We start from the raw sequence: 22,179 nt of genomic DNA, 5'->3' as shown, positions 1-22,179 counted from the left end.
GGGCCTACTGCCCGACGGGCTCGGCGGGACGCCGCGTGAAGAAGCGGACGAGGTCGTCGGCCGCCGTCGGGGACAGCATCATGGCCTGGACCCGTGCGCACATCTCGGCGATCGGCTGGACCCTGGCGAACATCGCCTCCTCGTACGCCCGGATCGCCGCGTCCGGGTCGCCGGGGTGGGCGACGAGTTCGTGGGCGAGTTCGGCCGCGTCCAGCATGGCCTGGTTGGCGCCCTCGCCGACCGGGGGCATGAGGTGCGCGGCGTCACCGAGCAGGGTGACTCCCGGCTGGTGGGCCCAGCGCGCGCCGACCGGCATCGCCTCGACCCGGCGCGGCGTCGGCGCGTCGTCGCCGGCGTCGATGAGGGCGACCAGGCGCGCGTCCCAGCCGTCGAAGAGGGCCCGTAGCGCATCCTTGCTGCGGTAGGCGTCCAGGTCACGGCCCTCGGCACGGAGCGAGATCCCGACCCGGATGCTGCCGTCGCCGAGGCGCTGGGCGGCGAGGATCTGGTTGACGCCGACGCACCACAGGTTGCCGGGGCCGACCATCTCGGCGAGCTCCGGGTGGCGACGGTCGGCGTCGCCGATGGTGAGATCCACGTGGGTGGAGACGTACGTCAGTGGCGCGTCGATCAGCAGCGGTCGGACGACCGAGCGCGCGCCGTCCGCGCCGACGAGAATGTCGCACTCGACGCGACGACCGCTGTCGAAGGTCAGCAGGAAACCGCCGGCGGGTCGCGGCGTCGCCCCGACGAGGCGATGACCCCAGGTGACCGCGTCGGACGGGAGCGCGTCCAGCAGAAGCTGACGCAGGACGGTGCGGTCGATCTCCGGGCGTCCGTCGAATGAGCCGGGGCGCGGTGTGTGGTGCACGAGCGTACGCCCGGCGGGGTCGAGGATGCGGTGCTCCTCGCCCTCGGGCCGCGCCGACGACCGGAACACCTCGCCGAGGCCCGCCTCGGCGAGGGCGCGCTGCCCGGACTCCGGGTGCAGGTCGAGCATCCCGCCCTGCGAGCGCGCGGCCCGGTCCGCCTCGCGTTCGTGGACCACCGCCTCAATGCCGTGCAGGTGCAGGATCCGTGCCAACGTCAGCCCGCCCAGGCCGCCGCCCACGATCGCCAGTCGCATCGCCATGCTCCTTACCGTACACTGTATTGCGTGGATACACCGTACGGTAGCGAAGTGGTGCCGGTGTGGGAACGGCCCGAGCCCCGCCCGCGGGCGACGCCGGTGCCGCTGAGCCGCGCGAAGATCGCCGAGACGGCGATCCGGCTCGCCGACGCGCACGGCCTCGACGGCCTGTCGGTCCGCCGGATCGCCAAGGAACTCGGCGTCGGTCCGATGCGCCTCTACGACTACGTGACCAACCGGTCAGAGCTGCTCGACCTGATGGTCGACGCCGTCTACGCCGAGATCGCCGAGGGTGGCCCGCACCCCGGGTGGCGTGCCACGGTGCTGGCCATCGTGCGACGGACCCGCGCCGCCGCCCTCGACCACGAGTGGTTCTCCGACCTGCTCGGCGGACGACCGCAGCTCGGGCCGCACGCGCTCACCGTGGGCGAGTCGACCGCCGCGGCGCTCAGCCAGGCCCCCGCCGTACGCGACGTCGACGACCTCCAGCGCGCCCTGGGCGCCCTCAACGCCTTCATCATCGGAGCGCTGCGGCGGGAGGTCACCGAGCGACGTACCGCCCGGTCCACCGGCACCGAGTTGAGCGCCTGGCAGGCCAGCCTCGGCCCCTACCTGACGCGCATGCTCGACACGGGCCGCTATCCCACGATCGCCCGGCTCGTCGTCGACGGCGCGCACCTCGACGCCGAGGAGACCTTCGACCACAACCTGACCACCCTCCTGGACGGCATCGCCGGCCGGTGAGGCGAGGCGAGACGAGGGCCACCGCCGGTGCGAACCGCCGCTGTCCGGGTATCTGGCGGACATGACCGATCTCTACCCGCCCGCCGACGACCGCGAACTGCTCCGCCAGGCCGCCGCCGCGCACACCGCCGCCACCCGTCAGGTGGAGGCGTTCCTGCGCCGGCTCCCGGAGGTGCCCGACCCGGCCGACGTCACCGAGTACGCCAACCTGCTCACCCGCGAGGACCAGACCCGGGGCGAGCGCGACGCCGCCGCCGACGCGGCGGGGCTGACCATCGGCAGCCTGGAGCCCGACCAGGGCCAGTAGGGCACGACGACGGCGCCGACCCGAACCGGGTCGGCGCCGTCACGTACGGCCGCGCTCAGCGTTCCACGAGCGGATCGTGCCCGAGGTCGAGCAGCGAGTGCCGCCACTCGTCGTCGGCGTTGCCGCGCCGGGGCTTGGCGTCCATCAGCTCGCGGATCCGCTCCACCGCCTCGCGCATCACCTCGATGTCCTCCGGCGTGAGGTCGACCTTGCGCTTGTTGAGCACCTTGAGGATCTCCCGCCCCGGCTGGGGCAGATCCAGGTCCGGGTTCGGGCTGAACGACTCCTCGCCCGATCCCCTGGTCAACAGCCAGGTGCGCAGCTGCTCCGACGGGACGTTGACCTCGGCGTGGAAGTCCTCCCAGAGCACTTCCACCTCGGGGTCGAGCCGCGTGTCGCGTACCATCACGTCTCCTCTCGCGTCTCCGGGTCGTCCTGGTCGGTCTTGGGGTGCAGGCCCTCGGCTGGTACCCGCGTTCGGCGTGGATTGGCGGTCGGGGGCGCCAGGATCGGGTCGGGGTGCTCGTCCGCGTCCTCGTGCGGCTCGTCGTGGTCCTCGCGTCCCGCCGGCCCGCTCATCGTGGGTGTGTTGTCGTGGCGGCGGTGTAGCCCCGCTCGCCCGCGGTCACGTCGAAGGTGAGTTGCCCGTCGCGGGCGTCCACGACGACCTTCTGGCCGGGTGAGATCGCCGATTCCAGCAGCATCCGGGACAGGTGGTTGTCCACCTCGCGCTGGATCACCCGGCGCAGCGGACGGGCGCCGAACTCCGGCTGGTAGCCGTGCTCGGCGAGCCAGTCCACCCCGGCGGTGGTGACCTCCACCTGGATGTCCTGGGCGTGCATCCGGCGGCGGGTGTCCTCCAGTAGCAGCGCGGTGATGTCGCGCAACTGCTCGGCCTCGAGCCGGCGGAAGATGATGATCTCGTCGATGCGGTTGAGGAACTCCGGGCGGAAGTTCTCCTGCAGGCGGCGCATCAGCCGCTCGCGCAGCTCGTCGTTCTCCTGATCGCTGCCGGGCGCGCCGGTGCCGAAGCCGACGGCACGCTGGGTGCCGGTGATCAGCTCGGAGCCGAGGTTGCTCGTCATGATCAGGACGGTGTTCTTGAAGTTCACCGTACGGCCCTGGCTGTCGGTGAGCCGCCCGTCGTCGAGCACCTGGAGCAGGATGTTGAACACGTCCGGGTGCGCCTTCTCGATCTCGTCGAGCAGCACCACCGCGTACGGGCGGCGCCGTACCGCCTCGGTGAGCTGGCCGGCCTCCTCGTAGCCGACGTACCCGGGTGGGGCGCCGACCAGCCGGCTCACCGTGTGCCGCTCCTGGAACTCGCTCATGTCCACCCGGACCATGCGGTCCGCCTCGCCGAACAGCGCCTCGGCCAGGGCTCGGGCCAGCTCGGTCTTGCCGACGCCGGTGGGGCCGAGGAACAGGAAACTGCCCATCGGACGCTCCGGGTCGGCCAGCCCGGCCCGGGAGCGGCGGACCGCCTCGGCCACCGCGGTGACCGCGTCGTCCTGGCCGACCACCTTCTCGTGCAGGTGACCCTCCAGGCGCAGCAGCCGGTCCCGTTCCTCCTCGGTGAGCTGGCTGACCGGGATGCCGGTGGCCCGGGAGACGACCTCGGCGATCTCCTGTGGACCCACCTCGGGCACCTGCGAGGACGACGGGCCGTCCTCGCCGTTGGCGCGCCGGATCTCCGCCTCCAGCTCGGCGATCCGGTCGCGCAGCGCCGAGGCGCGCTCGTACTGCTCGTCGGTGACGGCCTGCTCCTTGTCGCGGCGTACGTCGTCGAGCTCCTGCTCCAGCTCCCGTACGTCGGACGCCGGGGTACGGGTGCGCAGCCGCACGCGCGCGCCGGCCTGGTCGATGAGGTCGATGGCCTTGTCCGGCAGGAACCGGTCGGTGACGTACCGGTCGGACAACTCGGCGGCGGTGACCAGCGCCTCGTCGGTGAAGCGCACCTGGTGGTGCGCCTCGTACCGGTCCCGCAGCCCGCGCAGGATCGCGATGGTGTCGTCGATGCTCGGCTCGGGCACCAACACGGGCTGGAAACGCCGGGCCAGCGCGGCGTCCTTCTCGATGCTCTTGCGGTACTCGTCCAGCGTGGTCGCGCCGATCACCCGCAGCTCACCCCGCGCCAGGGCGGGCTTGAGCATGTTGGACGCGTCCATCCCGCCCTCACTGCCGGCGCCACCCGCGCCGACCAGGGTGTGGATCTCGTCCAGGAAGATGATCAGCTCGTCCCGGTGCGCCCGGATCTCGTCGATGACCTTCTTGAGGCGTTCCTCGAAGTCACCCCGGTAGCGGGTGCCGGCGACCAGGCCGGCGAGGTCGAGTTGCACGACCCGCTTGCCGAGCAGGGTCTGCGGGACGTCCCCGTCGCAGATCCGCTCCGCCAACCCCTCGACGATGGCGGTCTTGCCGACACCTGCCTCGCCGATCAGCACCGGGTTGTTCTTGGTCCGCCGGGACAGGATCTCCACGGCCTGCTCGATCTCGTCGGCCCGGCCGATCACCGGGTCGATCTGGTCGTTGCGGGCCAGGTCGGTGAGGTCCTGGCCGTACTGGTCGAGGGTGGGCGTACCCCGGTCCGGCTTCGGGCCGTTCATCGGGCCGCGTTCGGCGTTGGCGGCCTGCAACGACTCGGGTTGGATCCGTCCGGCGGCCAGCATCCGGCCGGCGGGCGACTCGGGGTTGAGCGGCAGGGCCATCAGGATGTGCTCGGGGCCGATGTAGTTCGCGCCCATCGCCCGGGACAGCTGGTGGGCGTCGAGCAGCGCCCGCTTGGCCGCCGGGGTCAGCGACAGGTTCGGTGGCACCTCGCCGCGCGGCGCGCCGTCGCCCTTGCCGCCGAGCGCGTTGAGCAGGGTGTCCGGGTCGGCGCCGGCCCGGCGGACCAGGTCGCGCAGCGGTTCGCGTTGCAGCGCCGCCCAGAGCAGGTGGTCGGTGTCCAGGTCGCTGCTCTGCCGCTGGGCGGCGCGACGGGCCGCGTCGGCCAGCATCTCCCGCGCGTCGGCGGTCATCAGTCGGGTGATGTCGACCCGGTGCGGCGGTCGGCGTCCTCCCTCACCCCGGCCGAAGTACCGGGCCAGGAATTCGTCCCACGGGTCGGAGCCGAGATCACCGGGTCCCATCATGTCTCTCCTCCGCAGTCGGGCGCGGCACGGTCGGCAGGGGCTACCCGGCACCCGGCGCGACAAACGCCGCAGGCGGTGGCGCACCTCGCCGTGGAGTGGCGTCCGGCCGGTTCGGTCGGGTGGTGGCAGGCTGGCGGCATGACGGAGAACCCGCTGCTGATCGTGGACGGTGCCAACGTGGTGGGCTCCCGCCCCAACGGGTGGTGGCGGGACCGGGCCGGGGCTGCCGCCCGGCTGCGGGACGCCCTCGCGCCGGTGGCCGCCGAGGGGCTGCCCGCCCGGTTGACGGCACCGGTCGACGTGGTGCTCGTGGTCGAGGGCGCGGCGCGGGACGTGCCCGGCATCGACGAGGTGCGCGTGGTCTCCGCCCCCGGCTCGGGTGACGACACGGTGGTCGAGCTGGTGCGGGCGGCCCCGCAGCGCCGCCGGCTGGTGGTCACCGCCGACCGGGAGCTACGCGAGCGGGTCACCGCCCTGGGCGCGGAGGTGTACGGCCCCCGCTGGCTCCGCGAAAACTGAAAGGTTCTCGCACTGGGACTCCCACAGAACGGACTCCCGGCACTTCACGGGGGTTAACGGTCAGGCGGGCATCAACACCGCCAGGGCGGATGTTCTCCCGGGGACGGCGATAGGCTCTAATGGAGATCTCCCCGCCCCCAGGAGGTTCCGCCGTGGCGAGCGTCGCCGAGCTGAAGGCTGCCATCGATGTCGCCCTCCAACAGATCGGTGACGGGCAGACAGCCGTCCAGGCGGCGGGTGAGAAGCTGGCCGAGGCGCAACAAACCCTGGCCGGCGCGCTGGAGGGCAGCGGGCACGAGACGGTGGAGGCGGCCCAGGCCTCGCTGACACAGGCCAGCCAGGAGCTGGAGGAGTGTCTCGCCGCGACACTGGTCGCGGTGGAGCAGGCCCAGCTCTACGTCTCCACCCTGTAGGCCGGCGTGTCCATCATCGAGGACATCGGCGGCCAGGTCCGCGCGGCCAGCGAGGAGTTCCCGGTGGGTCTGCTCGGTCAGGCCCTGGAGAAGTTCGGCCTGGCCGCCGAGCGGCTGCGCTGGGTCCGCCAGGAGTCGGCCAACCCCATGGGCGTGCCCGAGCTGTCCGCCGCCACCGAGCACGCCGAGAGCGCGAACTACGCGCTTCGGGTGGCGCAGGAGCAGCTTTCGGCGTACCTGGTCGCGATCGGGCTGGCCGCCGACGGCGCCCCGCCGCCCCGGCCGCAGCAGCGCGACCAGCGCCACGACGAGGCGCCGTCGGACGGGCCCACCACCGTGGCGCCGGAGCGGCCCGAGCAGGTACGGATGCGTCGCTGGTGGTCCGTCCGGGTGGCGGAGCTGACCGGCGGGCACGAGACCGACGCGGACGAGCCCGACGAGCGACTACGCGACTCACAGGAGCTGCTGCGCCGGGTCGTGGGCGGCGTACGCGCCGGTGACCGTGACCGACTGCGGACAGAGCTGCGCCGCGCGTCGGCCGACGTGGGCCTCGGCATGGCGGCGCTCGCGCCTCCGTTGCTGCGCGAGCTGGCCGGTGAGCTGCTGGGGCATCCGCCCCGCGCCAGCGACCTCGGCCGGCTGCGCGGGGAGCTGGACGGCCGGGTACGGGACCTGCTGCCCGGGCTGCCACCGCCGGTGCTGGAGACGCTGCTGACCCGGGTCTGCCGGATGCCGCCGCCCCGCTCGTCCGGGGAGCCGCCGCACGCCGCCGACTCGGCCGTGGCCGCCGGGGTGACGGCCGGGCTGCTGCTCGCCCGGCTGGGCCGGGACCTGCCCACGGGAGCGCCGCAGGCCGCCGCCGAGCCGGACGCGGGCCCGACTCCACGCCGCGACGACAAGCGCGCCGGCACCCCACGCTCCGGCGGTCGACCCGACAGCGGCGCGAGCCCACGCCCGAACGTCCCGCGCGCCGGCGGTCGGCCTTCCGGCGCGGCGGGTGGGCAGGCGTCGGGTGGGGTCGTACCGCCGCGCACGGGCAGCCCGTGGCGGGACGCGCCGGCTCGCCGGGGCTCCGATGGCTGACCGGCGCGGGCAGCTCGCCACCCGGGTCCGGGACTCCTCGCCGAGGCGCTGGGCGCCACCCGTACCCGGCTGTCGGCCGCGCAGGCCGACCTGAGCGCCGGGCGCGAGCGGCTCGCCCGGGTCCGCCGGGCCGCCGCCGCCGTACCCGAGCGGGTGGGCGGTCAACGCGACCGCCGCCTCGCCGAGATCGACGCCCGGCACGCCACCCGCATCGCGGAGCTGGCCCGCCACGCCGCCGACGCCGCCCGCCAGGAGGCGCCCGGCTGCGCCGGCGCGGACTGGCCGGGCTGGACCCCCACGCCCCTGCGCCGGGCCGAGCCACCCGGCGCGCTGCGGGTCGGTACGGTCCGGCTCGACGACGTCGAGCCGGTACCCGCGCTGGTGCCGCTGCTCGACGCCGGGCACGTCCACCTGTCGGGCGACGACCGCGCCGGCTGCGACGCCGTGGTGTCCGCGCTGCTGCTGCGGGCCGTCGGTCGCGCCGACCCCGGTGGGGTACGACTGATCGGGTACGACCCGGAGCACCTCGGCGGGGGCCTGGCCGGGTTCGCGCCGCTGGGCACGGCGGGGCTGCTCACCTTCGTCGGCCCCGGCGGACTGGGCCCGCTCCTGGACGACCTGGTCGAGCAGATCCGGCGGATCAACGAGACGGTGCTGGCCGGCGAGTACGGGTCCCTGCGGGAACTGGCCTCGGCGACCGGCCGCCGCCCCGAGCCGTGGCGGGTCGCGGTGCTGCTCGGCGGCGACGAGTTGAACCGGCACGAGCGCGGGCAGCTCGACCGGGTGGTCCGTGCCGGCGCGGCCTGCGGGGTGCACCTGGTGGTCCGTGGCGGGTCACTGCCCGACGACCCGACGGTGACCCGGGTGGTGGCGGACGCGTCGGGCGCCCGGATCGGCGGCCCGTCGGGCCTGTCGGTCCGGCTGGACCCGCCGCCGCCGGCGACGCTGGTCACCGAGACCTGCCGCGAGGTCGCCGCCCAAGTCAACGCCGGCCCACCGCCGACGCCGTTCGGCGACCTGTTGCCGCCGCCGGAGCTGATGTGGCGGGAGAACTCGGCGGACGGCCTGACCGTGCCGATCGGCGAGGGACCGCAGGGTCGACCGGTCCGCCTGACGCTCGCCGACTATCCGCCGCACGCCCTCATCGGAGGGCCGTCCGGCACCGGCAAGACGAACCTGATCTTCGCGTGGATCGGCGCGCTGGCGGCCCGCTACTCCCCCGCCGAGCTGGAGTTCTATCTGCTGGACTTCAAGGAGGGCGTGTCCTTCGCCCGGTTCGCGCAGGGCCGGCGTGACCCGAGCTGGCTGCCGCACATGCGCCTGGTCGGGATCAACGTCAACACCGACCGGGAGTTCGGGCTGGCGCTGCTGCGTTTCCTCGCCGAGGAGCTGCGGCGGCGGGCCGACGCGGCCAAGAAACACGAGGTCACCAAGCTCGCCGAGTTGCGCGCGGTGGACCCGACCGGGCACTGGCCGCGGATCGTCGCGGTGGTCGACGAGTTCCAGATGCTGCTGGCCGGCCGTGACGTGGTGGCCCGGGAGGCGGCCGACCTGCTGGAGGACCTGGCCCGCCGCGGCCGGTCGCAGGGCATCCACCTGGTGCTCGCCTCCCAGGACGTCCGGGGCATCGAGGCGCTGTGGGGGCGTCCCGCGCTGGTGGCGCAGTTCGCCCTGCGGATCGCGCTGCCCAAGGCGTTGCGGATCCTCGCCGAACGAAACGACGCGGCGCAGTCGCTGCCACGCTGGCACGCGGTGGTCAACGCCGAGTCGGGCATGGTCGAGGGCAACGAGGTCGCCCGGATCCCGGCTGCCAGCGACTGGGAGACGTGGAGCGGCCTGCAGCACCGCCTGTGGCGGATGCGCACGCCGGACGCGGCCCCGGCCCGGCTCTTCGACGGTGACGCGATCCCCCGGCTCACCGAGGCCCCCGACTTCCGGGCCCTCGAAGCCCCGGCGGACGGCCGCTCCCCGCGCAACCCGGTGGCCCTGCTCGGCGAGATCATCGACGTGCAGGCGCGTTCGGCGGCGCTGCGGCTGCCCCGCGCGCCCGGACGCAACCTGGCGGTGCTCGGCACGCGGGTGGACGAGGCGTGCGCGGTGCTGGACGCGGCGGCCCGGTCACTGGCCCGCCAGCACCCGCCGGGCACCGCCCGCTTCTCCATCGCCTGCCTCGACCCGGACGCCGACGGCATCGCCCGCACGCTCTACGACGACCTGGCCGACGACGCCGCCTGGTACGACGAGGAGACCGTCGGCGAGTTGATGACCGAGACGGCCGACGGGTTGTCCGGCGCGGGCAGCCCGCACTACCTGCTGCTGTTCGCGGTCGACGCGGCGGCCGGCGCCCTCGCGGCGCGGACGGGCCGGCGCACGGGCCTGGAGCAGTTGCGCCGGATCCTGCACGACGGGCCGGAGCGGCGTACCCACGTGCTGGCCTGGTGGCGGGGCGTGGCGCGGATGCGCGCCGACCTGGGTGGTCCCGCCGCCCGCACCGACCAGATCGGGGCCTGGGTGGCGTTGGACGCGCACGGCGGTGAGCTGGGCGCGTCGCTCTATCCGGGCACCGGCGGCCCGGACTGGTATCCCCGCCCGTGGCGTGGGCTCTTCTTCGACCGGGCCGTGCACCGCACCGGCCACGTGATCATCCCCTATGGACCGTCGCGATGAACGAGCCGGTGGCGAGTGAGACGTACACGGCGCAGCTACGACGGCTCGCCGAGCTGACCGCTCGCGTGCGCGAGCAGCGCGCCGAGGCGCACACCTGGTACGAGCGGCAGTGCGCGGCGGCCGAACGCGCGGTCGACGAGGCCGTCGCCGAGGTGCGGCGTGCCGAGCAGGAGCTGGTCGACGCCCGGGAGGAGCAGGAACGGGTGGACGCCGAGGTGGCGCACCTGTGGCAGCAGGCCCGTGCCCGGCTGGGCGCCCGTCGCATCGGCGGACCGCCCGTGCCGGCCAACGGCGGCGCCCCGGCCGACCCGGCGTTGCTCCTCGGCCGGGTTCGTGACCTGCTGAACCGGGCCGGGCAGCCGGGCGAGCTGCCGGGTTCGGTCAACCCGTTGCTGGCGCTGTGCGGGGTGGGCGGCGCGGTGCTCGGGTACGCGCTGGGCGTCGCCGCGCGGGCGCTCGGCGTCGGGTACGGCGGCGACCTGGCGGTCGGCATGCCGGTGCTGGCGCTGGTGGTGACGCTGTTCGGGCCACTGATGGGGCTCGTGCCGGCGCGGGCGCTGGCCGATCGCCGGCACGCGATGCTCGGCCCCCAACCAATCATGGTGGTACTCGGCGCCGGCCTGGTAACAACGGTGCTGCTCCTGACCCTAGGCCGCTGACCGCCCGCCCCCTTCTTCTCCGGTTGATCAAGAGGTTCGCGTCATCAATCCGGCGTGTCGTGACGCGAACCTCTTGATCAACCGCGGGGAGAGGGTCAGGCCGGCACCAGGACGGCCTCGCGCAGGAGGCGGCGGGCCAGGGTGACCCGGTCGGCGTCGTCCGGGAGGCCGGGTAGGTCACCGACCCGGGTCGCGGCCCCGCTCAGCAGGGCGCGGGTGGCTGGCTCGCAGTCGGCGGGCAGCGTGATCGTGCGGTCGAACAGCCGTAGCGCCACCTGGCCGTCCCCGTGCGGCAGGAGCTGCCAGCGCAGGCCGGGTCGCAGGGTGAGCCGGGAGTCGGCGTCCAGCGCGGCCAGCGCGCCGGCCTGGGCGAGTGGACGGATCGGCGCTGGGCGGGCCGCCGGCCAGGCGCGCTGGCGCAGCCGCGCGGCGACCGCGCCCGGGTCGGCCCGCAGCAGCCAGTCGCGCAGCGCCTCCACCGTTTCGGTCAGCTCCGGCTCGATGGCGTCCGGGTCGGCGACGTCGGTGCCGAACGGCAGGCTGGCCCGTAGCCGCTGGTCCTCGGCGGCCAGCGCGAGCAGTTCCTCGACGAGCGCGTAGCGGGTCAACGCGCGGATGCCCACGGTCAGGTGCAGCGAGCTGGCCTCCTGCGCCTGGGCGCTGTGCAGCCACCCGCGCGGCAGGTAGAGGGCGTCGCCGGGCGCGAGCACCACATCCAGCGCGGCGGGACCCTGAGCGGTGGCGCCGACCTCGTCGGCGCGGCCGCCCCACGGCTGCTTCTCCAGCGGGTCGGGCAGCACCGGCGGGTGGATCCGCCAGTGCTTGCGGCCGTCCACCTGCAGTACGAACACGTCGTGGGTGTCGTAGTGGGTGGCGAAGCCCTGGCTACCCGCCGGGGTGAGGTAGGCGTTGACCTGCAACGGCTGACGCAGCGCGAGGCCCAGGTCGCGGGCGAAGTCCACCAGTGGCGGCCAGATCCGGTGCAGGCCCTGCAACACCAGGGTGGCACCCCCGGCGTACTGCTCGAGGATCCGCTCGTCGAGCACCTGGTCGCCGATCTCGGCGCCGGCCCCGCCGCCGCCGGTCCAGCGGGCCGCCGGCACGAGCTGTCCGTCCTTGGCGACGCGCAGGAAAGGGGTACGCAGACCGCGCCGGCTGAGCAGCTCGTCGGCGTCGTCCGGGCTGAACAGGTCGGTGAACCCGGACGGGTCGGGCAGCTCGGCGGCGCGGGACAGCAGCGGGGTGTGGCCCCAGTGCGCGGCGGCGAACTTGGCGGGCTCGACCGAGACGCAACGCGCCAGCGCGGCGACGGCGCTCGCCGCGGCGGGTACGCCGTCGGGGGCCACGGACGGAACCGCCGGGCGGCCGTGGCCGCCCGGCGGGTCGAGGTACGTCATGGCGTGCCGCTACCGGGCGCTGCCGTCGGCGCCACCGTCCTGGTGACCCGGAGTCGCGCCACCGTCGGCCGGACCCTCCGCGCCACCGTCGGCGCCACCGTCCTGGTGACCCGGAGTCGCGCCACCGTCGGCCGGACCCTCCGCGCCACCATCGGCGCCACCGTCCTGGTGACCCGGAGTCGCGCCACCGTCGGCCGGACCCTCCGCGCCACCGTCCGCGCCACCGTCCTGGTGACCCGGGGTCGCACCGCCATCGGCCGGACCCTCCAGGCCGCCGCCGCCCGTGGTCTGCATGTCATCGTCGTTGAGTGCCATCGGTACTCCCTCGGGTGTGCCGCCCCGCCGTACGCCGGGGTCCGTCGTGCTGCGGGTGGTACCCCACGCGCGATCTTCTCTAACCCACACCGTAGACGCCGAACCGGGACGACACGGTCGGTTCGCGGGCGGCGGCGGAGAGTGCCAGGATGAGGCGGTGATCCTGGTGGGCACGTCGGGCTGGCAGTACCGGGACTGGCGGGGCCGCTACTACCCGCAGGGGATGCCGCAGCGCCTCTGGTTGGAGCACTTCGCGTCGGGCTTCGCCACCGTCGAGGTCAACAACGCGTTCTACCGGCTGCCCGAACGCGAGACGTTCGCGGCGTGGCGGGAACGGACCCCGGCGGACTTCTGCGTGGCGGTGAAGATGAGCCGCTACCTCACCCACATCAAACGTCTGCGGGAGCCGGCCGAGCCGGTGGCGCGGTTCCTCGGCCGGGCCACCGCCCTCGGCGACCGACTCGGCCCGGTGCTGCTGCAACTGCCACCGAACCTGCGGGCGGACGTCGACGCGCTCGACGCGACGCTGCGGCTGTTCCCGCGGGACGTGCGGGTGGCGGTGGAGCCCCGGCACCCGTCGTGGTGGACCGACGCCACCCGGGCGGTCCTGGAACGGCGGCAGGCGGCGCTGGTCTGGGCGGATCGTCTCGGTCGACCGGTGGCCCCGCGCTGGCGGACCACCGACTTCGGGTACCTGCGGCTGCACGAGGGGCGGGCCCGACCGTGGCCGCACTACGGGCGGACGGCGCTCGGCTCGTGGGTCCGCCGGCTCACCGACGAGTTCGACGCGGACGAGCCGGCGTACGTCTATTTCAACAACGACCCCGGCGGCGCGGCGGTCACCGACGCCGTCGCGTTCGCGGCGCTGGCCCGCGGGGCCGGCCACCCGGTGTCCCGGGTGCCGTCCCCGCCGGACAGCGCCGCTCGATAGGCCGGTCTCAGGGCAGCATCATGGCGAGGTCCTTGGGCATGGTGTCCTTCACGTCCTGCCACTCGCCCTGGGTGACGTGCCGACGCAGGGTGTCGAGCACCACCTGCGTCACCCGCTCCGCGCCGCCCTCGGCGTCGTACGGGAAGCCCTGGCGGACCTCGTAGAGGAAGTCGTCGCGGTTGAGCTTGATCGGCACGTCGGACGGGTTCCAACCGTCGAAGTAGATCCCCCGGACCAGCACGGGCAACTGCTGGGCGAACTCGACGCTCTCGCCGACCGCCAACCGGTCCCGCAGCAGGTGCAGCACCGTGCGCAGCGCCGCGTACGACTGGTTGCGCCGCTCCTTCGGCCACCCGTAGGCGTCCTCGATGTCCTTGAGGATCAGGTTGGTCTTGTCCAGCGAACTCTCGAACGCGGAGATCATCGCGTCAGGCATCGGTCGACCCCCGTTCCGTGGCCTCCCAGCGTCGCTCGTCGGTACGTCGCGGCGGCCCCACGGGACCGCGCCGGGCGCGTACCGGGCTGCCCTGGGTGGCACGTCGGGCGTTGTCCGCCGTGCCGACCACGTGCAGGACGGCACCACGCCGTCGATCCGTCACCAGTCGAACCGTCATCCCCCGTCACCTCCGTGTCGTCTCCGGCCGTCGGGCGGCCGTCACCACCGTGCCCACCCTGCCCGGCGAGCGGGTGAGCCCACCCCACCCGGATCGGGTGAGACGCGGGGGTTCAAGCCCTGCACCGCGCTCGTCCATGATCAGCACAACTTCGGGGATGTTGCTGCTTCAGGCCGTCGTGAGGCAGCAACATCCCCGAAAGTGCTGCCCACCGATCGGGGCGTCCGCCTCGCCGACTCCCCAGGCGGCGCATTGGGCCAGCGCGAAGGTTTTACCTGTTCAGTAAGCCAATGAGTGTCGTCGCGTTGGTCTGCGCGTAGTCGCGGTAGCAGTTGTTCATGAGGACGTGCGTCTGGCCGGCGGAGTCGGCCAGCTCGCGCAGCTTCGGCGCCCAGTCCTTGAGCTCCCGCTTGGAGTAGTGGTAGCCGAACTTCTCGTGGATGTCCTTGCTGGTCCACTTGTCGCTGTGGCCGTGAAAGCGCATCACGGCCAGGTCACCGGTGGCGGCCAGCACCGGGGGCACCGACGAGCGGTGACCCTGCGGCATGTCCACGCAGACGTACGACAGGTCGTGCTCGCGCAGGAACGACAACGTCTCGTCGGCGTTGTCGCCGTCGAACCAGGAGGCGTGCCGAAACTCGTAGACCGGTAGCAGCGGGGCGCAGCGCTTCGCCACCTCCAGCAGGTACTGCTTGTTGGCCCGCTTGATCGTGAACCAGGGCGGGAACTGGAACAGCAACGCGCCCAGCTTGCCCGCCTCGACGAGGGGGTCCAGCGCCGACAAAAAGCGTGTCCACACCTCCTCGTACGCCTGCGCGGGCAGGTCGTCGGGGTAGACGTTCTTCTTCTCGGTCTCCGGCCGCAGGTCCTTGTAGAGCGCGCTGACCTTTGTGGGATGGCCGGTGAGCAGGCTGAACGCCTTGATGTTGAACGTGAACCCGGCCGGCGTGCGGTCGACCCAGAGCCGCGCGGTCGACTCGGCCGGCGGCGAGTAGTAGGTCGCGTCCACTTCGACCAGCGGGAACTGCCGGGCGTAGTACGCGAGGCGTTTCTCGGGGTTGTCCGCCGTCTGGGGATACCAGCCCGAGTCGAGCAGCGTGCGGTCGGTCCAGGACGCGGTGCCCACCAGAATGTCACCCATGGATGGAGTCCATCGCGTCGCGGACCGACCGGCAACCGCTGCCGTCGCTCAGGCCGCCCGCCGTTCGCGGGTCTGCTTGCAGGTGACACAGGTGGTGGCGGCCGGGAAGATCTCCAGCCGCTCGACCGGGATCGCCGCCTTGCAGCCCTCGCACCAGCCGTACGTGCCCTCGGCGAGGCGGCCCAGCGCGTGCTCGTACTGGGCGCGCCGGTCGAGGATCGTCCGCAGGAGGGACTGGGCGGTGTCCCGCTCGGCCGTCTTGGTGCCGCTGTCGGCCTGGTCGTCGCCGGCGGTGTCGCCGACCTCCACCAGACGCAGCACCTGACTCTGCAGGACGGCCTGGTCGTACTCCGCCGTCAGGTCGTCGTAGCGCGCCTGCAGGGACTGCCTGATCTGGTCGATCTCCGTCTGGGAGCGGCCGGTGTCGACCGTGTCGTGGACGAGCATCGCTGCCTGCCTTTCCTGGCCTGTGGTTCCGGTGAACCGGGTCCGGCGGCGTGGCGCCCCGGGTAGCGGTCGCATGCGGTACGCGGGCGATCACCCACGCTCTGTGAGCCGGGCGAGTACCCGCCGGACACGGCCCGCAAACGAGCCAATTTCAGCCCTCGCCGGGCGCCTCGACGAGCGCGGGATGGCGGGGGTCGTCGGCGCGTACGACCACGTCGGCGAAGCTGGCGGGAACCACCTCGTCGGCGTAACGGTCGAAGGCCGGCAGGGTCCACCCCCGGGCCGGATCGGTGCGGCGGCGCAGGGCCGCCGTGGACACCTGAAGGTGGACGGTCACGTCGAACGGCAGCGCTCCGCCGAGCAGGAGCGCGCCGCTGACCAGGACCACGCCGCCCGGCGGCAGGTCGACGTACGCGGCGCGGCTGGCCCGGTCGGCGACCGGGTCCCACAGCGACGGCAGCACCCGCCCGTCGCCGCCGGGGCCGGCCGGGTCGAGCACCTCACGGCGCAGGCCGGCCTCGTCGAGCCAGCCCTCGTAGTAGGCGTCCGGGTTGGTGCGGCCGAGTTCGAAGCGCAGCGACGCGGGGCGGAGGAAGTCGTCGGCGCGTACGTGCAGGACCGGACGACCCCGGGCTCGCAGCGGGTCGACCAGCGCGGCGGCCAGCTCGTCCGGGCCGGCGGCGGGAGCGCCGTCGACGGCGACGCGCAGCCGGGCGGGCTCGACGGTGGCCGAGGCGTCGGCGAGGCGGCCGGTCAGTTCGGCGACGAGCAGGTCGGGCGAGATGGGACGGATGCGCACCGGTCCATCCTGCCCCGCCCGGGAGCGGCGAGCGGTGGTGGCGGTCAGCCGGTGCGGTCGACGGTGACCCGCGCGTCGTCGGCCAACCGGTAACCCACGCCGTAGACCGTGGTGACCAGGGGCACGTCGACGCCGACCTTGCCGCGCAGCCGGCGCACGTGCACGTCGACGGTGCGAACCCCGGCGTGCTCGTAGCCCCACACGGCGTTGAGCAGTTGCAGCCGGGTGAAGACGCGGCGGGGGTGTGCGACGAGGTGCAGCAGCAGGTCGAACTCCAACCGGGTCAGGGGCAGCGGCTCGTCGTCGCGCAGCACCGACCGGGACGACGCGAGGATGTGCAGGGCGGGAATCGTCGGGGTGAGGGCCCGCACGGGTGACCGGTTGGCCGGCACACCGTCGGCGCGGCGCTCGGCCGGAGCGGAGCTGGTGACCACGCCCTCGCCACGTTCGAGCAGCTCACGCGCGGCTTCGAGCAACCGCAGGGCCGGCGGCGTCAGCGACTCCTCGCAGGTCAGCGGGATGGACAGCGTCACGGTGAGCACGGGCGCGGCGGTGTTCGCCGGGCGGCGTTGACCGCCGGGAGGTCGACCGGGCACCGCGGGTTGGGACGTATGCCATCCGGCGCGCGACGAGGCGGGGCTGACCGACATGGTCCTCCTTGGGCTGGTCCGGGTATCTCCCCACGGCCCGGGACGCCGCTTCATCGATGCTTCCCGGCGTCCGGGCGAGGGTCAAGAGGCGGCTGCGTTGCATGAATGTGACAATTGACGAACGCATCGGAGCCAGACGCTCGCTCTGCGTACGAAGCCAGATGATTACAGCAGAGCCACCCGGATACCCCGTTACGGGGGTCCCCGTCCTGTTCACCATGCGGATACCGCCGCGCCCCGGCCGGCCAGCCGGCCCGCTCAGCGGGTGTGGTCCACGCTGATCCGCGCCTCGTCGCCGAGGCGGTAACCCACCCCGTAGACGGTGGTGACCACCTCCGCGCCGTCGAGCTTGGCGCGCAGCCGCCGGACGTGCACGTCCACGGTCCGGGCCACCGCGTGCTCGTATCCCCAGACGTTCGAGAGCAACTGCAGGCGGGTGAAGACCCGGTGCGGGCGCTCGGCGAGAAAGAGCAGCAGGTCGTACTCGATGCGGGTGAGGGCGACCACCCGGTCGCCGTGCCGGACGGTCCGCGAGCCGGCCAGGATGCGGACGTCGGCGGTGTCGGCCACCGCGGACGCCTCGACGACGGTGGGGCGCGCGAGCGGTCGCGGCGTCTGCGGTACGTCGTCGGCGGGGCCCAGCCGACCCTCGCCGGCCTCGGCCAGCTCGCCGAGCAACTGCACCAGCCGGGCCAGCCGGGGGCTCATCGGCCCGGGGGCCAGGTCGAGGGTGATGGTGAGGGTGGGTCCGGTGCGCGGGCGGCCGACGGCCCGTCCCGGGTGACCCGGCGAGTAGGGACGGGTGGGGATCGCGACGACGGACATCATGCCTCCTGATGGCGGTACGCCCGCCACGCCCGGTGCGGCGTGGGGGTCAGCGGCGCGCCCAGCCGGCGGTGACCGGGGACGCGAGGGGGGTTGCGCGGTGCAGGGGGGTCGGGCCGAGCGCCGGTAGGCCGGCGATGCGCCAGGCGGCGAACCCGCCGTCGACGTCGGTGGCCCGGCGCAGGCCGATGTCCTGCAACGCGGCGGCGGCCAGTGACGAGGTGTAGCCCTCCTGGCAGAGGATCACCACCGGCACGTCGTAGTCGACGGCTTCGGGCAGCCGGGCCGGGCAGCGCGGGTCGAAGCGCCACTCCAGCACGTTGCGCTCGATGGCGAGCGCGCCGGGCACGACGCCGTGCGCGGCGCGTTGGGCCGCCGGCCGGATGTCGACCAGCAGGGCCCCGGCCCGGTACGCCAGGTGCGCCCGCTCCGGGTCCAGCCGGTCGAGCCGGGCACGCGCGGCCGCCAGGATCTCGTCGATGCCACGGGAGCCCGGCGGGGGCACGGGCGCCGGACACTGCTCGGCGGTGAGCTGCATTATCGAATCCTTCCGGGAACGAGAGGGTCGGGTCGATTCACCACGACCGGCCGGCCTCGGCGACCTCGGCGGCGCGCAGCCGACCGTCCAGGAGGTCGTAGCGGGTCATCCGGCGCAACGCCGGCCGGTAGACGTGCACGCTGACCGCCGGGTCCGCGCCGCGGTTGGTGACCCGGTGGACGTGGTGGGCGCCGAAACGACGGCCGGCGCCGGCGGGCAGCACGCGGGGCAGCAGCCGTCCCCGGCTCACCGCCTCCTCGGTGAGGGCGCCGGCCACCACCCGGAACGCGCCGGCGGAGCCGCCGTGGTCGTGCAGGTCGGTGCCCTGGCCGGGCAGCCAGCTCAGCGCCCACACCTCGTGGTCGTCGGCGGTGGCGAGTCGGGCGTACCAGCGTTCGCCGGGGTCGAAGCGCAGCGTCACCGGCCAGCCGGCCGGGTCGGCCCAGCGGGCGGCGACGGCGAGCAGGTCGGCGGCCGGACGATCGTGGGTCATCGGTGGTTCCTCGCGGGTCGGTGCGTGGGGTGCCCCCGTACTCTAGACGGCAAAGCCTATAGGTTTAGTAGGTAATTCCACATGTCGAGATGACCCGTGCGGTGGCCGGCCTGATCAGCGCAGGACCGGCGGCTCCACCCGGTAGCCGGGCAGCGACGGCCACCGGACGGTCAGCACCACCGAAGCCCGCTCCGCGTACCAGGAGTGGTCCACTCCCCGCCCCCACACCACGTAGTCGCCGGGGGCGGCCAACCGGACCGTCCGGTCCGGCAACTCCACCCGGAAGCACCCGTTGACGAGCACCAGCAGGGTCGTGCGGCGCTCATTGGTCGCCCACCGCGAGCGGGTCTCCCCAGGCGGGTGCACACCCCACTTCACCTCGACGTCGGTGCTGTGCCGGATCTCGCCCGGCGGCGCGAAGTGCCCGAGCAGCCAGCCGCCGTCGCCGACCCCGTCGACGCCCGCGTTACCCACGTAGACCGTCTCACCCATCGGACCTCCCCCACGTGCCGGCCGAGCAACCTATCAGGGCTCCGGCGGCCAGGGCCGTTTCACCAGGGCGGCCGCGCCTTGCCGGATCGCCGCCCGGACCCGCCGCAGGCCGGGCGGTTCTGCTGAAACGGCCCTAACCTGGACCGGTGACCGACGACCTCGACGCCGCGACCCTGGCGTTCGCGCACCGGATGTTCGACCTGGCCCGCGCGGGTGCCACCGAGGAACTGGCCGCCCAGGTCGACGCCGGGCTGCCGGTCAACCTGACCAACGACAAGGGCGACACCCTGCTGATCCTGGCCGCCTACCACTCCCACCCCGACACGGTGGCCGCGCTGCTGGCTCGCGGCGCGGACCACACCCGCACCAACGACCGGGGTCAGAGCGCCCTCGCCGCCGCGGTCTTTCGCAGCGCCGCCGACGCGGTCCGCGCGCTCCTCGCCGCCGGAGCCGACCCGGCGTACGGCAATCCCTCGGCGCTCGAGACCGCGCAGTTCTTCGACCTGCCGGAGATGGTGCGGCTGCTGCGGGCCGACTGACGGTATACAGGGGCGGTGGAAGATCCCCTGCCCGAACAGATGCGTGCCGCCGGCAGCGCCCTGCTGACCGCGCTCGACCCCGCGACCCGCGCCGACGCCGTGTACCCCTTCGACGACGAGCCGGCCCGGCGGTGGCTGGAGTACCGCCCGCGCCCGCGCCCCGGCGTCTGCCTCGCCGCGCTGGACATCGCCGGGCGCAAGGCCGCGCACCGACTGCTGGCCACCGCGCTCAGCCCATCGGCGTACGCCCAGGCCATGGCGATCATCGCGCTGGAGGAGGTCCTGGACCGGGCCGAGGGGTGGCGTCGCGGGCGGCACAGCGGCGACTACTGGATCGCCGTCTTCGGCGACCCGGCGCGCGACGACCGCTGGGCGTGGCGGCTCGAAGGGCACCACCTGTCGGTGACCATGACCGTCGTGGACGACCAGGTCTCCCCCGCGCCGGTCTTCTTCGGCGCCAACCCGGCCGCGGTGCGGTACGCCGGGCGCCCCGTCTCCCGACCGCTCGGCGTGGAGGAGGATCTGGGCCGCGCCCTGCTGGACGCGCTGGGCCCCGCCGGACGGGCTGCCGCGATCATCGCCGACGAGGCCCCGACGGACATCATCAGCGCCACCCGCGCCCGGGTCGACGGCCCGCTCGAACCCCTCGGCGTACCGGCCGACCGACTCGGCCCCACCGGCCGGGCGCTGCTCGACCAGATCGTCGCGCTCTACCTGGACCGGCTACCGACCGAACTGGCCGTACGCGAGGCGACCCGCCTCGCCGGCGGCCCGCTGCACTTCGCCTGGGCCGGGCCGACCCGGCCGGATCAGCGGCACTACTACCGGGTGCAGGGCGACGACCTGCTGATCGAGTACGACAACACCAGCGACGACGGCAACCACGCGCACACCGTGCTCCGCCGCCCCGCCAGCGACTTCGGCGCCGACATCCTGGCCGCCCACCACACCTCCCACCCCCACTAACCCGCCCGCCCCGCCCCGTCCGCCCCGCCCCGTCCGCCCCGCCCCGCCCCGCCCCGCCCCGCCCCGCCCCGCCCCGCCCCCGGCGATCATGGAGTTGTGGTGGGAACGAAGGGTGCGAGCGGGTGCATAACGCCCACCACAACTCCATGATCGGCAGGCCGCGGAGAGGCGCCGTCCCAGGCGATGCCGCAGCCCGCACTCGCACCCGCGCCTATCCCCGCCCCCGCCCCCTTTCTCGTCGATCTTGCGATTTCTGTGGCGACTAAAGGCGTCAATGGGGCAAAACGTCCACAGCAAGTGCAAGATCGGCGCGGGGTCGGGCGCGGGGTCGGGCGGGGGCACGCGGGGGCGGGCGAGGCGCGGAGGTCGGGGGCGCGGGGGCGGTGCCGGGGCGCGCGGGGGCGGCCGGGGCGCGCGGAGTCGGGCAGGGCTCGGGGGTCGGGGCGCGGGGGCAGCCGGGGGGCGCGGGGGGGGGTGGGGGGTGGGGTTAGGGGTGGGTTGCTTCGATGAGGAAGCGTTGGGCGTGGGCTACGAAGGGGCCCTGCTCGGCGATGCGGCGGTGCAGGGCTAGCAGGGGCGCGCGGTGGCGGTCCACATTGAAGCCCGGCACGGTCCAGACCACCTTGCGCAGGAACCAGACCACCGCGCCGATGTCGTGGAACGCCGCGCGCAGTGTGGCCCGGCGCAGGTCGACCACGCGCAGTCCCGCCGCCTCAGCGGAAGCGACCGCCTCCTCGGGGTGCCGGCCGTCCGGTGGTGGCAGCGGGCCGAGGATCGCCTCGCTCAGCTCCCGCATCGTGCCCGGCCCGATCTGCTGCGACAGGTACGTCCCGCCGGGGCGCAGCACCCGGGCCGTGTCCGCCCAGTCGGTGCGTACCGGGTGCCGGCTCACCACCAGGTCGAACGAGTCGTCGCCAAAGGGCAGCGCCGAGTCCGGCGCGACCGCCACCACCGTCGCGCCGAGCGGGCGCAGGTTCCGTCGTGCCACCAGGACGTTCGGTGGCCACGCCTCGGTGGCTACCAGCACCGTGGGCGGGTACGGGATCTCGGCAAGCACCTCGCCCCCGCCGGTGTCCACGTCCAGCGCCGCGTGGGCACGAGCCATCCGGTGGCCGACCAGCCGGGCGTATCCCCACGGTGGACGCTCTTCGGTGGCTCGGCCGGCCAGCCAGTCGAAACCCCACCCGTCGACGGGCGCGGCGGCGGCCTCCGCGATCAGGTCCTCGGCGGTATGCGCGTCAGTCACGGCGATCAGCCTCGCCGGCACGCCACCCGAGCGGCAATCCATATACCCGGCGCTTGATCGACTCGCGTTCCTGGAAGCCGTCCTGTCACCGAGCCGCCGACGCCCCGTCTTTCCGGAAACCGAGTCGATCA

General features: G+C 73.9%; 26 protein-coding genes and 1 pseudogene. 10 read left to right on the top strand and 17 right to left on the bottom strand.

Features of this window, described 5'->3' with window-relative positions; genetic code table 11:
• Positions 1-4 precede the first annotated feature (4 nt).
• Positions 5-1,132, bottom strand: a complete 1,128-nt coding sequence (locus ACQP03_RS15765) for an FAD-dependent oxidoreductase (protein ID WP_357398214.1) — start codon at positions 1,130-1,132, stop codon at positions 5-7.
• Between the two features lie 24 nt (positions 1,133-1,156).
• Here ACQP03_RS15765 and ACQP03_RS15760 point away from each other — a divergent pair, with 24 nt between their 5' ends.
• Positions 1,157-1,873 (top strand): TetR/AcrR family transcriptional regulator, encoded by a 717-nt coding sequence (locus tag ACQP03_RS15760; RefSeq protein ID WP_357122109.1) that lies wholly within the window; start codon positions 1,157-1,159, stop codon positions 1,871-1,873.
• Between the two features lie 61 nt (positions 1,874-1,934).
• Positions 1,935-2,180, top strand: coding sequence for a hypothetical protein (locus tag ACQP03_RS15755; RefSeq protein ID WP_266241928.1), 246 nt, complete (start codon positions 1,935-1,937; stop codon positions 2,178-2,180).
• A 55-nt stretch (positions 2,181-2,235) separates the two neighbouring features.
• Here the strand turns inward: ACQP03_RS15755 and ACQP03_RS15750 are convergent, their stop codons facing one another.
• The 3 genes from ACQP03_RS15750 to ACQP03_RS15740 are packed head-to-tail and all read right to left on the bottom strand — an operon-like array spanning position 2,236 to position 5,314.
• Positions 2,236-2,586: a DUF3140 domain-containing protein gene (locus tag ACQP03_RS15750; RefSeq protein WP_234582023.1), complete on the bottom strand. Its 351-nt coding sequence runs from the start codon at positions 2,584-2,586 to the stop codon at positions 2,236-2,238.
• The gene (locus ACQP03_RS15745) at positions 2,586-2,759 is read right to left on the bottom strand and encodes a hypothetical protein (RefSeq protein WP_357122105.1); all 174 of its coding nucleotides are present in this window, start codon (positions 2,757-2,759) and stop codon (positions 2,586-2,588) included. The genes ACQP03_RS15750 and ACQP03_RS15745 overlap by 1 nt, the downstream gene beginning before the upstream one ends.
• Complete coding sequence (locus tag ACQP03_RS15740) at positions 2,756-5,314, bottom strand: ATP-dependent Clp protease ATP-binding subunit (protein ID WP_357398211.1); 2,559 nt, start codon at positions 5,312-5,314, stop codon at positions 2,756-2,758. Before ACQP03_RS15740 ends, ACQP03_RS15745 begins: the two co-directional genes overlap by 4 nt.
• 138 nt (positions 5,315-5,452) lie before the next feature.
• Here ACQP03_RS15740 and ACQP03_RS15735 point away from each other — a divergent pair, with 138 nt between their 5' ends.
• From ACQP03_RS15735 to ACQP03_RS15715, 5 genes and pseudogenes are all read left to right on the top strand, one after another.
• On the top strand, positions 5,453-5,833 hold the full coding sequence (locus ACQP03_RS15735) for a hypothetical protein (RefSeq protein ID WP_357122099.1): 381 nt from the start codon (positions 5,453-5,455) through the stop codon (positions 5,831-5,833).
• 152 nt (positions 5,834-5,985) lie between these two features.
• Positions 5,986-6,246, top strand: a complete 261-nt coding sequence (locus tag ACQP03_RS15730) for a hypothetical protein (RefSeq protein ID WP_007076395.1) — start codon at positions 5,986-5,988, stop codon at positions 6,244-6,246.
• A 6-nt stretch (positions 6,247-6,252) separates the two neighbouring features.
• Positions 6,253-7,329, top strand: coding sequence for a hypothetical protein (locus tag ACQP03_RS15725; RefSeq protein WP_357398208.1), 1,077 nt, complete (start codon positions 6,253-6,255; stop codon positions 7,327-7,329).
• Positions 7,322-9,996, top strand: a pseudogene (locus ACQP03_RS15720) (FtsK/SpoIIIE domain-containing protein). The gene ACQP03_RS15725 and the pseudogene ACQP03_RS15720 overlap by 8 nt, the downstream one beginning before the upstream one ends.
• A complete protein-coding gene (locus ACQP03_RS15715) occupies positions 9,993-10,655 on the top strand; it encodes a hypothetical protein (RefSeq protein ID WP_357398203.1) in 663 nt (220 codons plus the stop codon). Before ACQP03_RS15720 ends, ACQP03_RS15715 begins: the two are co-directional and overlap by 4 nt.
• Before the next feature lie 95 nt (positions 10,656-10,750).
• Here the strand turns inward: ACQP03_RS15715 and ACQP03_RS15710 are convergent, their stop codons facing one another.
• Together ACQP03_RS15710 and ACQP03_RS15705 are read right to left on the bottom strand one after the other, a co-directional pair.
• Positions 10,751-12,052: a cupin domain-containing protein gene (locus ACQP03_RS15710; RefSeq protein WP_357122087.1), complete on the bottom strand. Its 1,302-nt coding sequence runs from the start codon at positions 12,050-12,052 to the stop codon at positions 10,751-10,753.
• 9 nt (positions 12,053-12,061) lie between these two features.
• Positions 12,062-12,367, bottom strand: a complete 306-nt coding sequence (locus ACQP03_RS15705) for a hypothetical protein (RefSeq protein WP_334629546.1) — start codon at positions 12,365-12,367, stop codon at positions 12,062-12,064.
• 157 nt (positions 12,368-12,524) lie between these two features.
• Between ACQP03_RS15705 and ACQP03_RS15700 the strand changes: the two genes are divergently transcribed.
• Positions 12,525-13,298: a DUF72 domain-containing protein gene (locus ACQP03_RS15700; protein WP_357175471.1), complete on the top strand. Its 774-nt coding sequence runs from the start codon at positions 12,525-12,527 to the stop codon at positions 13,296-13,298.
• Positions 13,299-13,305: 7 nt separating this feature from the next.
• On the opposite strand, the gene ACQP03_RS15695 is transcribed toward ACQP03_RS15700, so the two are convergent.
• The 10 genes from ACQP03_RS15695 to ACQP03_RS15650 form a co-directional block, all read right to left on the bottom strand.
• On the bottom strand, positions 13,306-13,734 hold the full coding sequence (locus tag ACQP03_RS15695; RefSeq protein ID WP_357122080.1) for a DUF2267 domain-containing protein: 429 nt from the start codon (positions 13,732-13,734) through the stop codon (positions 13,306-13,308).
• Entirely contained in the window at positions 13,727-13,912 is a 186-nt protein-coding gene (locus tag ACQP03_RS15690) for a hypothetical protein (RefSeq protein ID WP_357175474.1), read from the bottom strand. Before ACQP03_RS15690 ends, ACQP03_RS15695 begins: the two co-directional genes overlap by 8 nt.
• Before the next feature lie 271 nt (positions 13,913-14,183).
• A complete protein-coding gene (locus ACQP03_RS15685) occupies positions 14,184-15,053 on the bottom strand; it encodes a DUF72 domain-containing protein (protein ID WP_357122074.1) in 870 nt (289 codons plus the stop codon).
• 48 nt (positions 15,054-15,101) lie between these two features.
• Positions 15,102-15,500, bottom strand: coding sequence for a TraR/DksA family transcriptional regulator (locus tag ACQP03_RS15680; RefSeq protein WP_355052436.1), 399 nt, complete (start codon positions 15,498-15,500; stop codon positions 15,102-15,104).
• A gap of 151 nt (positions 15,501-15,651) precedes the next feature.
• Entirely contained in the window at positions 15,652-16,299 is a 648-nt protein-coding gene (locus ACQP03_RS15675; RefSeq protein WP_357122071.1) for a uridine kinase, read from the bottom strand.
• Between the two features lie 44 nt (positions 16,300-16,343).
• Positions 16,344-16,949: a winged helix-turn-helix domain-containing protein gene (locus tag ACQP03_RS15670; RefSeq protein ID WP_357122068.1), complete on the bottom strand. Its 606-nt coding sequence runs from the start codon at positions 16,947-16,949 to the stop codon at positions 16,344-16,346.
• 258 nt (positions 16,950-17,207) lie between these two features.
• Positions 17,208-17,777, bottom strand: a complete 570-nt coding sequence (locus ACQP03_RS15665; protein ID WP_433461045.1) for a winged helix-turn-helix domain-containing protein — start codon at positions 17,775-17,777, stop codon at positions 17,208-17,210.
• A 46-nt stretch (positions 17,778-17,823) separates the two neighbouring features.
• Positions 17,824-18,312, bottom strand: a complete 489-nt coding sequence (locus tag ACQP03_RS15660; protein ID WP_357122062.1) for a rhodanese-like domain-containing protein — start codon at positions 18,310-18,312, stop codon at positions 17,824-17,826.
• A 37-nt stretch (positions 18,313-18,349) separates the two neighbouring features.
• On the bottom strand, positions 18,350-18,805 hold the full coding sequence (locus ACQP03_RS15655; RefSeq protein ID WP_357122059.1) for a cysteine dioxygenase: 456 nt from the start codon (positions 18,803-18,805) through the stop codon (positions 18,350-18,352).
• Between the two features lie 114 nt (positions 18,806-18,919).
• Positions 18,920-19,297 (bottom strand): signal peptidase I, encoded by a 378-nt coding sequence (locus ACQP03_RS15650; protein ID WP_357122056.1) that lies wholly within the window; start codon positions 19,295-19,297, stop codon positions 18,920-18,922.
• 146 nt (positions 19,298-19,443) lie between these two features.
• Here ACQP03_RS15650 and ACQP03_RS15645 point away from each other — a divergent pair, with 146 nt between their 5' ends.
• Both ACQP03_RS15645 and ACQP03_RS15640 read left to right on the top strand, forming a co-directional pair.
• The gene (locus tag ACQP03_RS15645; RefSeq protein ID WP_357122053.1) at positions 19,444-19,836 is read left to right on the top strand and encodes an ankyrin repeat domain-containing protein; all 393 of its coding nucleotides are present in this window, start codon (positions 19,444-19,446) and stop codon (positions 19,834-19,836) included.
• A 15-nt stretch (positions 19,837-19,851) separates the two neighbouring features.
• On the top strand, positions 19,852-20,802 hold the full coding sequence (locus tag ACQP03_RS15640; RefSeq protein ID WP_357122051.1) for a DUF3500 domain-containing protein: 951 nt from the start codon (positions 19,852-19,854) through the stop codon (positions 20,800-20,802).
• Positions 20,803-21,289: 487 nt separating this feature from the next.
• Here ACQP03_RS15640 and ACQP03_RS15635 read toward each other — a convergent pair whose 3' ends face one another.
• Complete coding sequence (locus tag ACQP03_RS15635; RefSeq protein ID WP_357397762.1) at positions 21,290-22,048, bottom strand: methyltransferase domain-containing protein; 759 nt, start codon at positions 22,046-22,048, stop codon at positions 21,290-21,292.
• Positions 22,049-22,179: the final 131 nt, after the last annotated feature.

It is taken from the genome of Micromonospora sp. CA-248212 (assembly GCF_050948405.1).
GTDB lineage: Bacteria > Actinomycetota > Actinomycetes > Mycobacteriales > Micromonosporaceae > Micromonospora.
This window is presented reverse-complemented; position numbering and strand designations above follow the sequence as displayed.